Origin of the sequence: Dermatophilus congolensis, assembly GCF_900187045.1 — a bacterium.
Taxonomy (GTDB): Bacteria; Actinomycetota; Actinomycetes; order Actinomycetales; family Dermatophilaceae; genus Dermatophilus; species Dermatophilus congolensis.
Map to the genome: position 1 here is coordinate 338,685 of NZ_LT906453.1, position 13,520 is coordinate 352,204.

The following is a 13,520-nucleotide window of genomic DNA, read 5'->3' on the forward strand; positions in this document are numbered from 1 at the left end:
GATCGTCCGTCCCCACCGAGTGCGGAAGACAAGGGCGTGGTCTGACTCGCCGCTGGAGGCGGCTCACAGTGGCGGGACCGTGCCGGGGTTTCGCCGGCTTCACGCGCGATGTCGTGTATTCAGTTAGTGACCATAACCGAGGCGTGGGTACCTATCTGGGGTCAGATATCTGCTTTGAGCTGTCAGCTGCTTCGAATTGCCTTATGGATGTACCCGTATGGCTTTCGTCACGGCAGTAGGTGGCTATTTGGATACGAACGTGGGGATGAAACCGTTCATCTCGACTTTGGCTCCCAGGCCGGAAGAAAGGATGACTAGAAGGCCGAAGAGAACCACAAGGAGGACCAGCCCGAAGATGAAGAAAGCCAGGATTCTGTTGCTTGTGGGAATTGGTGTTGTGTCGCTGACGCCGCTTGAAAGGGAGCGGATGCCGAAGGAGTAGAGAGCGGGTAGCCCTGCTCCGACAACTAGCGCTACGGCAGTTACAGCTCCAACTTCGGAAAGGAAGTAGGCGATCATCGGTCCTCCTCGGGGACGGTGGTGACAACCACCGGGGTGATGCGGACCTCGGCGACGTCAACTGGCGGCGTTTCCCAGTCGGCGTTGACGTTGTCATGGTCGACTTTGTCTTTTTGGGAGTGACGCCACATCCACAGTGATGCGGCGACGAGGATACCCGTGACTGCTAGAGGACCGGCGACGTGCCCCAGGGCGGCGGCGAGCCACCAGGTGACGGCTCCGACGATGCCTGATGCGGGAAGAGTGATAAGCCAGGCGATCACCATGCGGCCTGCCACGCCCCAGCGGACGTCGGCTCCAGGGCGCCCTAGTCCTGTGCCGAGGATGGATCCGGTGGCGACGTGCGTGGTTGATAGCGCGAAACCCATGTGGCTAGAGGTGAGGATAACTGCGGCCGAAGCGGACTCTGCTGCCATGCCCTGAGGGGAGTCGATCTCCACGAGTCCTTTGCCAAGAGTGCGGATGATGCGCCAACCTCCTAGCCAGGTTCCAGCGGCGATAGCTACGGCGCAGGCGATCTTGACCCAGAGGGGAACGCTCTCCAGGTCAGTCCAGTGTCCGCTGGCGATGAGGGCCAAGGTGATGATGCCCATGGTTTTTTGGGCGTCGTTGGTGCCATGGGCGAGAGAGACAAGGGAAGCGGTACCGATCTGACCCCATCGAAACCCGTTCTCCTTATGTCGTTCAGCGACGCCGCGAGTGATGCGGTAGATCAGCCAGGTCCCGATTCCAGCTACAAGACATGCGACAAAAGGGGAAACGACCGCCGGTAGGAGAACTTTTCCAAGGACGCCATCCAGTTTGGTTCCGTTGCCTGCCCAGTTAACTCCTGACCATCCGATACCTGCGACGGTGGCGCCGATCAAGCCACCAAACAGGGAGTGCGATGAGCTCGATGGCAGGCCGAACAGCCAGGTGATGAGGTTCCAGATGATCGCGCCCACGAGTCCGCACAGCAGGATCAGCAGGAGTGTCAGGCCCCCGTCGCTGACCATCTCAGGACGAGGAGCACCGTCGGCGGTCTGGATCTTGATAACCGCGTTCGTCACTGTCAAAGCGACCTCGACGGACAGGAAAGCTCCAACGAGGTTGAGGATCGCAGAGAGCGCCACCGCAAACTTTGGCTTCAAGGCGCCGGTGGCGATCGAGGTCGCCATCGCGTTTCCGGTGTCGTGAAATCCGTTGGTGAAGTCGAACGTCAATGCCGTGACGATCACCAGGGTCAGGAGGAGAAGCGCAGGGTCCACCCATCCAGTCTGCGCCCCACAGCCGCAGGCCCACGCTGAAAGCGGTGGGGGCGGTTGTTGTCTTCCGCACAGACAGCAACCGCCCCCACTAATCCTATGACCTGCGTTTTCCTACCTCATCGGTAGTTGGGAAAGTAAATAAATCCCTACTTGCTGGTATCTCAACAGAAAAATTTGCGCAAGCATTTGCCTTGAAAGCGCCTCCAAAACGCCCCCAATAACAACCAACGATCACGGCCGAGACAGGTCCGCCTCCAATGGATCGACTTTCTTAGACTTCGTCACCAGCTTGTGCCCCCACCACACGCTGAAGAACAAAGGAAGACCGATATACGTCGCCACAATGGCCGGCAAATTCCCCAACGGGTCAGAGAAGAAGTTGTACCCCTGCCCAACCACCACCACTGCGCACATCACCAGCGCAACAAGAGGACCAATAGGGAACAACGCCGCCCTATACGGCAAATCCTTCGGGTCGCCCCCCTGAGCCATGTACGCACGACGGAACTTCCAGTGCGACCAGGCAATGCCCATCCAGGTAATGAATCCAGCCAACCCCGAAGCGTTCACCAACCAGGTGTACGCCGTTCCCTCACCAAAGAAACTCGTGAGGAAGCACAAGGCACCCACCGCAGTAGTTGCCAACAAAGCAGGCAGTGGAATTCCTCCCTGGGTCACCTTCGCGAAGATCTTCGGGGCCTTGCCCGAGACCGCCAATCCGTACAGCATCCGCGTAGAGACATACATGCCCGAGTTACCTGCCGACAGAATCGCCGTCAGAATCACTGCGTTCATGATGGTCGCCGCACCCAAAATGCCCGCGTTCTCAAAAATCAGCGTGAACGGGGCAATCGTGATGTCCCCGCCCTTCTCCGCACTGAGCAAACGCGAATCTGTATACGGAAGAAGGAAACCAATCACAGCGATCGCGCCGATGTAGAACAACATGATCCGGAAAAACACCGAACGGATCGCCCGCGGAATCGACTTCTCTGGCTCTTCAGCCTCGCCAGCAGTCACCCCCACCATCTCGGTTCCCTGGAACGAGAACCCCGCAATCATGAACACCGACAACATGCCGGCAAACCCACTCACGAACGGCGCCTCACCCCGCGTCCAGTTCTCTAAACCTGGAGCATGACCACCCAAAATCCCCAAAATCATCGCTACACCGACCACGAGGAACACGATCACCGTGACCACCTTGATCGAGGCGAAAATGAACTCACCTTCACCGAAAGTACGTACGTTAATCGCGTTCAACGACACGATGATCGCCAAGAACAGCGCCGACCACACCCAGCCAGGGGTATCTGGAAACCAGAACTGCATCACCAACGCTGCGGCCACCAACTCCACCGCCAACGTGATTGCCCAGTTAGCCCAGTAGTTCCACCCCATCGCAAACCCGAATGAGGGGCTGACAAAACGTGTTCCGTACGCCTCAAACGAACCTGCGATCGGCAAATACGTCGCCATCTCACCCAGAGACTGCATCAACAGGAACACCATGAATCCGATCGCCGCGTAGGCAACCAGCGCTCCACCAGGACCTGCATTGCTGATCGTGCCACCCGAAGCAACGAACAGACCCGTCCCGATCGCACCCCCGATCGCGATCATGTTGATATGACGCGGCTTTAGGCCCCGCTGGAGTTCTGCCTGCTTACTCGTTTCCGTGCTTTCGGAACTACTCATGGGACCGCCTTGCCCGTTCGTCTTACTGCACGATTCCCGTGAATCGCGCAGAAATTATCACCCTATAAAAGAATGGAGCGCCGTTGTGCCCGCGTGTCGGGCACAACGGCGCTCCAGAGCACGTCGTCTCAGTCGACCGCTACAAGGTCAACTACGAACACCAAAGTCTCGCCCGGCTTGATCACACCACCAGCGCCTCGATCTCCGTAACCCAAATGTGGCGGAATCGTGATGCGACGACGTCCACCGACCTTCATGCCGACGATGCCGTCTTCCCACCCTTTGATGACCATGCCCGCACCCAACGGGAACTGCAGCGGCTCACCGCGATCGAAACTGTTGTCGAATTCCTTACCCGTAGACCACGAAACCCCGACGTAATGCGCCGAGACAACGTTGCCGTGCGCGGCCGGTGCACCATCGCCCTCAATGAGGTCTTCAAGCAGCAACTCAGCAGGCGCATCGCCCTCGGGAATGGTTACTTGCGGTTTTTCCATGCCCGACACCCTAACCGCAGCAACCCGATCCGTGGCACCACCTTCGCCCGCTGTTGGCACACATCAGACACACGAGTGGGGCCAGACACGCACGCCTAGCCCCACTCACACCACTCATCACAGGCAACTTGCTCCTGTGATCAACGTCCTGTCTGCACCCCCAAAATCATCGGGTTGTGGTCGCTGGCACGGAAGGCATCTGGTGCGTACAATGCAGGTACGCCGTTGTACTGGTACGCGTATGACTCCTGCGCGTTGATATCCCACACCTTCATGTCCTGCACTTTCTCAGCGAATTCTGGCGTAGCGAATGCGTGATCCAACGAACCGGACTCACCGTTGAACACGTACGTGTCCTGCGCAGCGAATTTGGCACCCAAATCAACTAGCCCAGCCTTGCGCAGCACATCTAGCGGCTGCTCTTTCGTGTAGGCGTTGTAGTCGCCCACACTCACCACATCCGCATCCTTGGTTTTGGCTTTCACCTCTTTAACGAATGCCACCAGACTCTTCGCCTGAGCTACCCGATCAGCGTTGGAGTTGCCTTGCCCATCACCAGAGTCAACATTGCCTTTCCCCTGACCAGAACCTTTGGACTTGAAGTGATTCACGATCAGTGAAAACACCTCACCTTTTGCCGAAAAGGCTTGGGCAATAGGCTCTCGCGCGTTGTCCCACACACTGTTTTCCGCAGGCTTCATCGCAGCCCCCACCGGCTCAACACGATCCCGGCGATAGATGATCGCCGTTGTGATGAGGTCGCTGGCCTCATGTGCCTCCACAAAACCCCACACCTGCGCACCCTCAGCTTTGTTAAGCGCCTCAGTCAGCGTTCGCAGCGCCTTGTATGGGTCCGAGGGAGTCGTCACTGCCGAGTTCTCCACCTCCTGCAGAGCAATCACGTCAGCATTCAATGCGCGCAGCTCAGCAATAATTTTTGCTTCCTGACGCTTCTGCTCCTCGGCGTTATCCGCCCCTCGCGACTTGCCCCCAAACGTGACGAAGTAGTTCAGAACATTCGCATCAGCAATCTTCAGGTTTCCTGCCACCGGAGCAGGAGCAGACGTCCGGGGGCTCTTGGAGGCGAATGTTGTTCCTTCCCAAGTGCCGTCGGCAGGCTCCAGTCGGTAGGCGTCGAACCCATACGACAACACCGACGGCTGCAGCACCGACACCTGATCACCCACACGCACCGGATCTTTCACAGTCAAATACGGAGGCTGTTGCTTGTCCTTGGCCAAATTCCCACTACGGCCATCATCGAGAATGATCCGCCGCTGACGGTTCTGCTTCATCACTGCCTGAGCTGCCTTACCCGGCTGCTCCACCTCCGTCGGGTTCTTCAGCACTCCCCCCTCAGAGAGCACAACCTCACCAAACCTGTTGAGGTTGTAAACATCCGTGACAGTCAACGCATCCGAGGGACGGACATACATGCCCTCCAACGCCTCCAACTGCGCAGGTGTAGCTGGAAGATCAAGCGTGGCTGCGGCAGGAAGCTCCTGCTTGCCACACACCGTGTTCGCCTTCACCGAAGAGATCTGCGTTAGCCCCTTGTACTCGTTCACCACCCCCTCAACGACAACCACATCACCAACAGCGACGTTCACGTGCGTTGCGCTACCGGCCGGATCATAAACAAACACACCATCACTGGTGCTTGCCTTGCCATCACCCTTGGCATCTTGAATGAAATACCCGTTATAGCCACCCTCCTGCAGGTCACCTACGACAACACCGCGCACAGTGACGGTCTTACCCTCCATGGGAGAAACATCGCCCCTCCCCTTGCACCTGCGGAATCGTCGTCGTGGGTTCACTGCCACAGCCAGCAGCCTCCGGCATCGAGGCCACACCCAACGGCATCGCCGCCGCACCGCCGCACACAGGCCCCAGCGCAAGCCCAGCCCCGGCAAGCGCAGCCCCGGCAAGCGCAGACAAAAGAGCTAATGTTCGGCGATTTTTCTGGATCATCATGGTCTTCACTTTCTGTGAGGTGGGTGCAACTCGCCCGCGACCACGCCACAGGCGAAACGAAACCCCAAGCAAAGGGCACTAGCGAATTCCGCTGACCGAAGCTTGCTCCTCCTGCCCCAAAACCAGCCACAGACATGCCGATCCACAAAAACAACATTCGCCACACTCCCACCCCAGCCAAACAGCCGCCGCCACACATCCATCCCCTCCCACACGACACCTGCGCTGTCATTTGGCGAGAATGGCTCAATGACTGCCCCCACATCGCGCCGATACATCACGACCCTCGTCGTGCTCGCGATGCTCAACATCGCAGTAGGCGGCGGCCTCGTCTGGTCCATCACCAGCCGAGAAGGTGTCCGAATCATCCCACCCACTGCCACCGAATACGCCGCCGACGCACTCACCCATATGGACCACGGCCTGGGCGCACGCGGCCCCGCCTGGACAGCAACCCGAGCCCAGGCACTGCGCACCACCAGCGGTAAAAACAGCTACGAACAAACCTGGTCCGCACTAGAAAACGCCACTCGGACCGCAGGGCGCGGAAAAGGCACCTTCACTACAGCCGCCACCATCACCCCCCGCACAGACCCCACCGGCCCCATGCCCAGCGTCAACAGCGAAAACGGCATCACAACCCTCACCCTGCCCCGGGTTCCATCAAACGCCCCACCACACAACCAGAAATACGCTGACCAACTCGCCTCAAACATCGACGTCACCCGACCCCGCACTACCTGCGGATGGATCGTCGACCTACGCGAACTGAATAACAGCGACGCCCACCCCGTCCTAGCCGGCCTAACACCCCTGTTCCCCAACGGCCCCCTCATGACCCTGACCGACAACCAGGGCACCACAACCGAAGCAGCCATCGAAGGCGGAACCCTCACCATGAACGGCTCATGGCGTTTCGGCACCTACCGCGCCTACCCCAAAACACATGCCCCCGTAGCCGTCCTGCTCAGCCCCCGAACCTCAGGCCCCGGAGAGATCGCCACAGTCGCCCTCACAGGCCGCCCCAACACACGCACATTCGGCGCCCCCACCAGCGGAAACGCCACCATGAACAAAACCTGGCAGCTCTACGACGGCTCCCGCCTCACTCTGCCCACCCACCAAGCCACCAGCATCCACGGAGCCCCAGCTATCGGCTCAATCACCCCCGACAGCCCCACCCCCACCGACCACACTGAGGAACGCGCCCGCGCCTGGCTCACAAGCCAATGCCGCTGACGCGCCCCCAGCCACCAGCTCTACTGCTCATGCACCTCACGCAGCAGCATCAACAACTCATCCGGATCTGCCAGAACTAGATCCGCATCACAAGCCCCCATCACGGCGACCGTGACACAACCGGCTTCACGCCCAGCCGCTAACCCAGCAGGAGAGTCCTCAACAGCCAAAGCCTCACTAGGCAAAACCGCCAACAACTCCGCCGCATACTCGTACGGATCCGGCGCCGGCTTAGGCGCCGTCACATCACTAGCCGTCACCAGCACTGGCGGCTGCAACCCCGCCGCCGCTAGCCGCCGACGAGCCAGCTCCCCCGGTGAATTCGTCACCACCGCCCATGGCATGTCTTGCTCATCCAGCCACTGAGTCAGCTCAAGCGCCCCCGGCATAAGTGTGACATCCGCGACATCTTCAACCTCACGAGCAATGTGACGTTCCACTTCTTCAACAATCCGTTCCTCACTCCACTGCGGAGCGAAACGCCGCATAGTCACCGGCACCGGTTGCCCATGACAAAAACTCAACACTTCCTGCGGGTCAGCCCCCACAGCCTGGGCCCATGCCGCCCATGCACGCTCAACAGCGGCATTCGAGTTCACCAAAGTGCCGTCCATGTCCATCAGGAGAGCCCGACAAGGAGCAATCAATTCCGCAGCAGAAGTCATACCTCCATAGAACGCCATCGGAGCACCCGAATGCGTTCAATCACCGTGGAACTCATCTCGTGTGGGCGTGGCACACGAAACACCACCCAGGATTAAATCAGGATTTAACCGTGCAAAAAGGGGCTGTGCCACCCCACCACGCACCCAACACCAAGGACACCCATGCTCTCCGCCCCATCAGCAACCATCGTCAAAGCAACCGCCGCCCTCGTCGCCGAACACAGCACCCACATCACCACCCAGTTCTACAGCGACATGTTTCACGACCACCCCGAACTCACAAACATCTTCAACATGGCCAACCAAGCCATCGGAGAACAACCCAAAGCACTAGCAGCCAGCGTCGTCGCCTACGCAACCCACCTCATCTCCCCCGACGCCCCCGACTTCGCCCCCGTACTGCGCCGCATCGCGCACAAACACGTCTCCCTAGGAATCACCGCACCCCAATACACCATCGTCGGCCACTACCTCATGCAAGCCATCGGCAAAACCCTCGGCGAGGCCCTCACCCCCGACATCGCCGCCGCCTGGAACGAGGTCTACTGGCTATTCGCCACCCAACTCATCGCCGAAGAAGCAAAGCTCTACGCCCTCGCCGGCACCGACCCCAACACCCCCTGGCGCGACTACACCGTCACCAACCGCATCCACGAAACCGACACCACCTTCTCCCTGCACCTACGCCCCACCACCGGAACACTGCCCACCCGGCAACCCGGCCAATACATCACCCTCAACATCGAAATCGCCCCCGGCCACACCCAACCCCGCCAATACACCATCTCCGGACAACCCGACGAAAACACCTTCCGCATCACCATCAAAAAAATCAACAGCCACAACGAAAGCCCCGCCGGAGCCGTCTCCACCTGGCTGGCCGCCAATGCCCACCCAGGCACTCATCTCCAAGTCTCCCAACCCTGCGGCAACATCACTCTCGACAACACCAACACTCCCCTGGCTCTCATCTCCGCCGGCGTAGGCATCACCCCCATGGCCGCCATCCTCGAAGACCTCGCCCAACGACAACCCGAACGCGACATCTACCTTCTCCACGCCGACCACTGCCCCGCTCTGCACCCGCTGCGCACAACAATCGCCACCAGCACCGCCACCATGCCCAACATCACCAGTCATTGCTGGTACGAAAACCCTGACAACACCGACACCCACACCGGACACATGGACCTAAGCGCCATCGACCTCCCCACCAACACCCACGTCTTTATGTGCGGCCCCCTGCCATTCATGCACAACATTCACACCCAACTCACCACCAAAGGCATCTCCACCAGCAACATCTCTTACGAAGTATTCGGCCCCGACATGTGGACCCAAAACCCCAACAACGCTGCCTAACCACCCACCGGCCACTGACAAGCCCCACCAACAGTGGCCGGTGCGACACCAACACCTCACATACTCAAACAAACTCGCCAAACCCAGCCATAGCAGTGCCAGGCTTAACCCATCAGGAGCCACCAACGCTCCAGCGCAACGGCACACACCGCCGCACGCGCAACCACCGCGAACAAGGCAAGGGAGCCTGACATGAAAATCGCCGTGCCCACCGAGGTCAAAAACAACGAAAACCGCGTCGCCATCACTCCCGCCGGAGTAGCCGCACTCACCCACAACGGACACGAAGTATTCGTCCAAGCAGGCGCAGGCGTCGGCTCCCTCATCCAAGACCAGGACTACATCTCGGCCGGCGCAACCATCACCAAAGACGCCGAAACCACCTGGGCCGCCGGAGAAATGGTCCTCAAAGTAAAAGAACCCATCGCCTCCGAATATCCCCTACTACGCGATGACCTGCTCCTATTCACATACCTGCACCTAGCCGCAGACCGCCCCCAAACCGAAGCCCTCCTCACCGCAGGCACCACCGCCATCGCCTACGAAACAGTCCAACTTCCCGACCGCTCCCTACCCCTGCTACACCCCATGTCCGAAGTAGCCGGATGTCTCGCCCCCCAAATGGGCGCCCTAGCCCTCATGAAATCCCAAGGCGGTATGGGCATCCTCCTAGGCGGAGTTGCCGGAGTCTCCATGGGTAACGTCGTCATCCTCGGCGCCGGAACCGCCGGACAAAACGCCGCCCAAATCGCCGTAGGCATGGGCGCCAACGTCACCATCCTCGACACAGACCTGAACAAACTCCGCACCGTCCACTGGCAGTACAACGGCCGTGTCCAAGGGCTAGCCTCAAACCCCCTTACCGTCCGCGAACAAGTACTCAACGCCGACCTAGTCATCGGCACTGTCCTCATCCCCGGAGCCAAAGCACCCAAACTCGTCACCAACGAGATGGTCTCCCACATGAAACCCGGATCTGCGCTCGTCGACGTCGCCATCGACCAAGGCGGATGCTTCGAAGACTCACACCCCACCACCCACGCAGACCCCACCTTCACCGTGCACAACTCCGTGTTCTACTGCGTAGCAAACATGCCCGGCGCAGTCCCCAACACCTCCACCTACGCACTAACCAACTCAACCCTGCCCTACGTACTCAAACTCGCCGACGCCGGCTGGGAAGCCGCCTGCCGCACCGACCACGCCCTAGCCCTAGGCCTAAACACCCACGCCGGGAAAATCACCCACCGCGGCGTAGCAGCCGCCTTCGACGACCTCGCCTTCGAAGACTTCATCGCCACCCTCTAAAACACCCCGGGCCGGTCACGGAACCACCGCGACCGGCCCAACACCCTTACCTCATCTACAAACTCACCTGCTGGCGCGCCACATAACGAAACCGATCACCACGGAACACCGAACGCGTCCACTCCACCGGAGCACCATCAGCGCCCCACCCCGTGCGATGCACCAACAACAGCGGCGACCCCGTCTCCACAGTCAATAAATCCGCTTCCCGCGGACTTGCAAACGAGGTTTCAACCACATCCTCCACCGTCGCAATCACCCGACTAAACCTCTCCTCCAACGTCAAATACAACGACCCACCCCCCTCCAATGCCTCACCCAAACCAGGTAACGGCCCCGGTAAAAACGCCGTCTCATGCGCTAACGGCTGACCAGCTGCAGTCCGTACCCGCTCCACCCTCATCACAGGCGCCCCTGACGCCACCCCAAGCTGCTCACACACCTCCCCCTGAGCAGCAACCTCTCCCACGGCAACAATGACCGCCCCGGGCATCGACCCTTCCGAACGCAGATCCTCTGAAAACGACGTCAACTGCCGCACCCGCATCACTTTCGGCGGAGACACAAACGTTCCCCGCCCCTGCCTGCGCTGCAACCGACCTTCAACCACAAGCTCAGCAATCGCCTGCCGCACCGTCGTACGTGATGTTCCGAACAGCTGCGCTAGCTCTCTTTCACCTGGTATCGCATCTCCTGCGACCAGCTCACGCATGTACTCGATGATCTCTGTCTTAACCCAGTAGTACTTGGGCACCTTCACGAGCTAAACCACCCCTCCATTAATCCAGTCAGAGAAGCAACGCACAACCACCGTCTCTCGTTCTCTTCCAGCTGAAGCCAAGCCATGCCACCCTCGACCACAGCCCACCCACACCACACCCATATTCTGGTCTAGACCAATGAAGGTAAGGGCCTACGGGCCGAGGAAGGATCCCATGAGTACCACCACCGATACGGCCCCGTCACGGGCCCCACGTAAGGGGCGCTTCAGCGGTCTACAACGCTTCGCCAAGTCTTTGATGCTACCGATCGCGCTACTGCCCGCCGCGGGCCTACTTTTGCGCTTCGGGCAAGAAGACGTCCTCGGCTGGATCGAAACTCCCGTAGTCAGCCCCTTCTTCGACGCGATGACCGCTGCTGGAGATTCAATCTTCAAACAGCTTGCCATTCTCTTCGCCGTCGGTATCGCCATCGGCATGGCCAAAAAAGCTGACGGTTCCACGGCCCTGGCTGCCGTAGCCGGGTACATCGTCATCGAAAGCGTTTTTAAGGCAATGTCCCCGGTGGTCCTCGCCGGAAAGGTCGACATCGCCGGTGAACCTTTGACCATTAACTACGGTGTTCTTGGCGGTATCGTCGTCGGCCTTATCACTGCAAAGCTCTTCGACCGCTTCCATGACATCGAGCTACCGACCTACCTAGGTTTCTTCGGTGGCCGCAGGTTCGTGCCGATCGTCGTCTCGTTCACGGTGCTCATCGTCGGCTTCGCGATGTCCTACTGCTACCCGCTGTTCAACGCAGGCCTGACCACTCTGGCAACCGGTATCGCCAGCGCAGGAGCCGTCGGCGCATTCCTCTACGGTCTTTTCAACCGTCTGCTCATTCCCTTCGGGCTGCACCACATCATCAACATCTACATTTGGTTCCAGTACGGCAGCTTCGCCACCCCAGATGGTGCGCTCCACGGCGAGCTGACCCGCTTCGCCTCCGGTGACCCCACCGCAGGTATCCTCACCTCCGGCTTCTACCCGATCCTCATGTTCGGCCTGCCTGGCGCCGCCCTAGCGATGATGCATTGCGCCCGCCCCAACCAGAAGAAATTCGCCGCAGGTATCTTCGGAGCTGCAGGCTTGACTGCATTCCTCACCGGCATCACCGAACCACTCGAGTTCGCGTTCATGTTCGCCGCGTTCCCGCTCTACGTGTTGCACGCAATCCTGACCGGTTTGTCCTTGGCCGCGGCATACACCCTGGACATCCACCTCGGATTCTCCTTCTCTGCTGGCCTGATTGACCTGCTTCTCTACGGAAACTCCAAGGCAGCCCATAACATCCCGCTGCTGGTTGGACTCGGCGTCGGGTTCTTCGTCCTCTACTACGTGGTGTTCCGGTTCGCGATCACCGCGTGGAACCTGCGCACCCCAGGCCGCGAAGACACCACCAGCGGCGACAGCGAAAAAGAAGAGCAGAACTCCGCCTCGACCGACCGCAACGAAATGGCTACCCAACTCGTTGAGGCTTTCGGCGGTCGTGAAAATCTGCTCTATGTCGACGCGTGCATCACACGCCTACGCATCGAGGTAGAAAACACCAGCCTCGTCAACAAAGAACGCCTACGTGAACTCGGCGCAGCCGGTGTTCTCGAAGTCGGCAACAACATCCAGGCCGTGTTCGGACCGCGCGCCGAATCGCTCAAACATGACATGCGTCAGGTTCTCACCGGCGAAGAAACTCCTGTCAGTGAGAAAGAAAACACCTCCAGCCACGACGCAGCGCCCAGCAACAAAAAGTCTGATGCCACCCCTGACTCAGGCGAGAAGGACACGGCTACGGATGAACTGATCATTTTCGCGCCAATCACTGGACGGGTCGTCCCGCTGAGCGAAGTTCCCGACGAGACATTCTCTGACGGTCTTCTCGGCAACGGTCTAGCCATCGAGCCGGAAGAGAAAACAAAGATTCCGGTCACTGCACCGGTCTCAGGTGAGCTAGTGCAGATGTGGCCGCATGCCTTCGTCATCAAGACGCCATCAGGCCGCAAGATCCTCACGCACCTAGGCATCGAAACAGTCGGCCTCAAAGGCAAAGGTTTCACCAAGCACGCGAACGCTGGCGACACCGTGGAAGCCGGGCAACTTCTCATCGACTACGACGTCGCTGCTGTCGCTAAATCCGGCCGCAATGTCGTTGTACCAGTCATGGCTCTGGAGACCAGCCCGGAAGCAATCGCTAAGCCAGCGACCGGACAGGTCGAAGGCGCAGACCCCCTATACACGGTGCGCTAAACA

General features: G+C 59.5%; 12 protein-coding genes. 4 read left to right on the top strand and 8 right to left on the bottom strand.

From position 1 onward, the window contains the following. Positions 1–243 precede the first annotated feature (243 nt). The 6 genes from CKV89_RS01405 to CKV89_RS11595 form a co-directional block, all read right to left on the bottom strand. Positions 244–519 carry a hypothetical protein gene (locus CKV89_RS01405; protein ID WP_028327326.1) on the bottom strand — a complete coding sequence of 92 codons (276 nt, stop codon included), beginning with the start codon at positions 517–519 and terminating at the stop codon, positions 244–246. Next, positions 516–1,766: an inorganic phosphate transporter gene (locus tag CKV89_RS01410; protein ID WP_051277555.1), complete on the bottom strand. Its 1,251-nt coding sequence runs from the start codon at positions 1,764–1,766 to the stop codon at positions 516–518. The genes CKV89_RS01405 and CKV89_RS01410 overlap by 4 nt, the downstream gene beginning before the upstream one ends. Before the next feature lie 231 nt (positions 1,767–1,997). Continuing rightward, positions 1,998–3,464, bottom strand: coding sequence for an amino acid permease (locus tag CKV89_RS01415; RefSeq protein WP_028327325.1), 1,467 nt, complete (start codon positions 3,462–3,464; stop codon positions 1,998–2,000). Positions 3,465–3,592: 128 nt separating this feature from the next. Continuing rightward, positions 3,593–3,961, bottom strand: a complete 369-nt coding sequence (locus tag CKV89_RS01420) for an FKBP-type peptidyl-prolyl cis-trans isomerase (protein ID WP_034401215.1) — start codon at positions 3,959–3,961, stop codon at positions 3,593–3,595. A gap of 140 nt (positions 3,962–4,101) precedes the next feature. After that, positions 4,102–5,727, bottom strand: a complete 1,626-nt coding sequence (locus tag CKV89_RS01425; protein ID WP_051277554.1) for an ExeM/NucH family extracellular endonuclease — start codon at positions 5,725–5,727, stop codon at positions 4,102–4,104. Beyond that, on the bottom strand, positions 5,717–5,938 hold the full coding sequence (locus CKV89_RS11595; protein ID WP_154657650.1) for a hypothetical protein: 222 nt from the start codon (positions 5,936–5,938) through the stop codon (positions 5,717–5,719). The genes CKV89_RS01425 and CKV89_RS11595 overlap by 11 nt, the downstream gene beginning before the upstream one ends. Before the next feature lie 249 nt (positions 5,939–6,187). Here CKV89_RS11595 and CKV89_RS01435 point away from each other — a divergent pair, with 249 nt between their 5' ends. Then, positions 6,188–7,177: a S41 family peptidase gene (locus tag CKV89_RS01435; RefSeq protein WP_154657649.1), complete on the top strand. Its 990-nt coding sequence runs from the start codon at positions 6,188–6,190 to the stop codon at positions 7,175–7,177. A 20-nt stretch (positions 7,178–7,197) separates the two neighbouring features. Here CKV89_RS01435 and CKV89_RS01440 read toward each other — a convergent pair whose 3' ends face one another. Further along, entirely contained in the window at positions 7,198–7,842 is a 645-nt protein-coding gene (locus tag CKV89_RS01440) for an HAD family hydrolase (RefSeq protein WP_028327322.1), read from the bottom strand. Positions 7,843–8,004: 162 nt separating this feature from the next. Here CKV89_RS01440 and CKV89_RS01445 point away from each other — a divergent pair, with 162 nt between their 5' ends. Together CKV89_RS01445 and ald are read left to right on the top strand one after the other, a co-directional pair. Further along, positions 8,005–9,204: a globin domain-containing protein gene (locus tag CKV89_RS01445; RefSeq protein WP_028327321.1), complete on the top strand. Its 1,200-nt coding sequence runs from the start codon at positions 8,005–8,007 to the stop codon at positions 9,202–9,204. Between the two features lie 192 nt (positions 9,205–9,396). Beyond that, the gene (gene ald, locus CKV89_RS01455) at positions 9,397–10,512 is read left to right on the top strand and encodes an alanine dehydrogenase (RefSeq protein WP_028327320.1); all 1,116 of its coding nucleotides are present in this window, start codon (positions 9,397–9,399) and stop codon (positions 10,510–10,512) included. A gap of 55 nt (positions 10,513–10,567) precedes the next feature. Here ald and CKV89_RS01460 read toward each other — a convergent pair whose 3' ends face one another. Beyond that, positions 10,568–11,272: a GntR family transcriptional regulator gene (locus CKV89_RS01460; RefSeq protein ID WP_231935414.1), complete on the bottom strand. Its 705-nt coding sequence runs from the start codon at positions 11,270–11,272 to the stop codon at positions 10,568–10,570. Between the two features lie 175 nt (positions 11,273–11,447). Here CKV89_RS01460 and CKV89_RS01465 point away from each other — a divergent pair, with 175 nt between their 5' ends. Further along, a complete protein-coding gene (locus CKV89_RS01465; RefSeq protein WP_028327317.1) occupies positions 11,448–13,517 on the top strand; it encodes a glucose PTS transporter subunit IIA in 2,070 nt (689 codons plus the stop codon). Positions 13,518–13,520: the final 3 nt, after the last annotated feature.

Coding starts and splice junctions, on each gene's coding strand:
- CKV89_RS01405 (WP_028327326.1), bottom strand. CDS start 519: ATGATCGCCTACTTCCTTTCCGAAGTTGGAGCTGTAACTGCCGTAGCG.
- CKV89_RS01415 (WP_028327325.1), bottom strand. CDS start 3,464: ATGAGTAGTTCCGAAAGCACGGAAACGAGTAAGCAGGCAGAACTCCAG.
- CKV89_RS01420 (WP_034401215.1), bottom strand. CDS start 3,961: ATGGAAAAACCGCAAGTAACCATTCCCGAGGGCGATGCGCCTGCTGAG.
- CKV89_RS01425 (WP_051277554.1), bottom strand. CDS start 5,727: ATGGAGGGTAAGACCGTCACTGTGCGCGGTGTTGTCGTAGGTGACCTG.
- CKV89_RS11595 (WP_154657650.1), bottom strand. CDS start 5,938: ATGATGATCCAGAAAAATCGCCGAACATTAGCTCTTTTGTCTGCGCTT.
- CKV89_RS01435 (WP_154657649.1), top strand. CDS start 6,188: ATGACTGCCCCCACATCGCGCCGATACATCACGACCCTCGTCGTGCTC.
- CKV89_RS01440 (WP_028327322.1), bottom strand. CDS start 7,842: ATGACTTCTGCTGCGGAATTGATTGCTCCTTGTCGGGCTCTCCTGATG.
- CKV89_RS01445 (WP_028327321.1), top strand. CDS start 8,005: ATGCTCTCCGCCCCATCAGCAACCATCGTCAAAGCAACCGCCGCCCTC.
- ald (WP_028327320.1), top strand. CDS start 9,397: ATGAAAATCGCCGTGCCCACCGAGGTCAAAAACAACGAAAACCGCGTC.
- CKV89_RS01465 (WP_028327317.1), top strand. CDS start 11,448: ATGAGTACCACCACCGATACGGCCCCGTCACGGGCCCCACGTAAGGGG.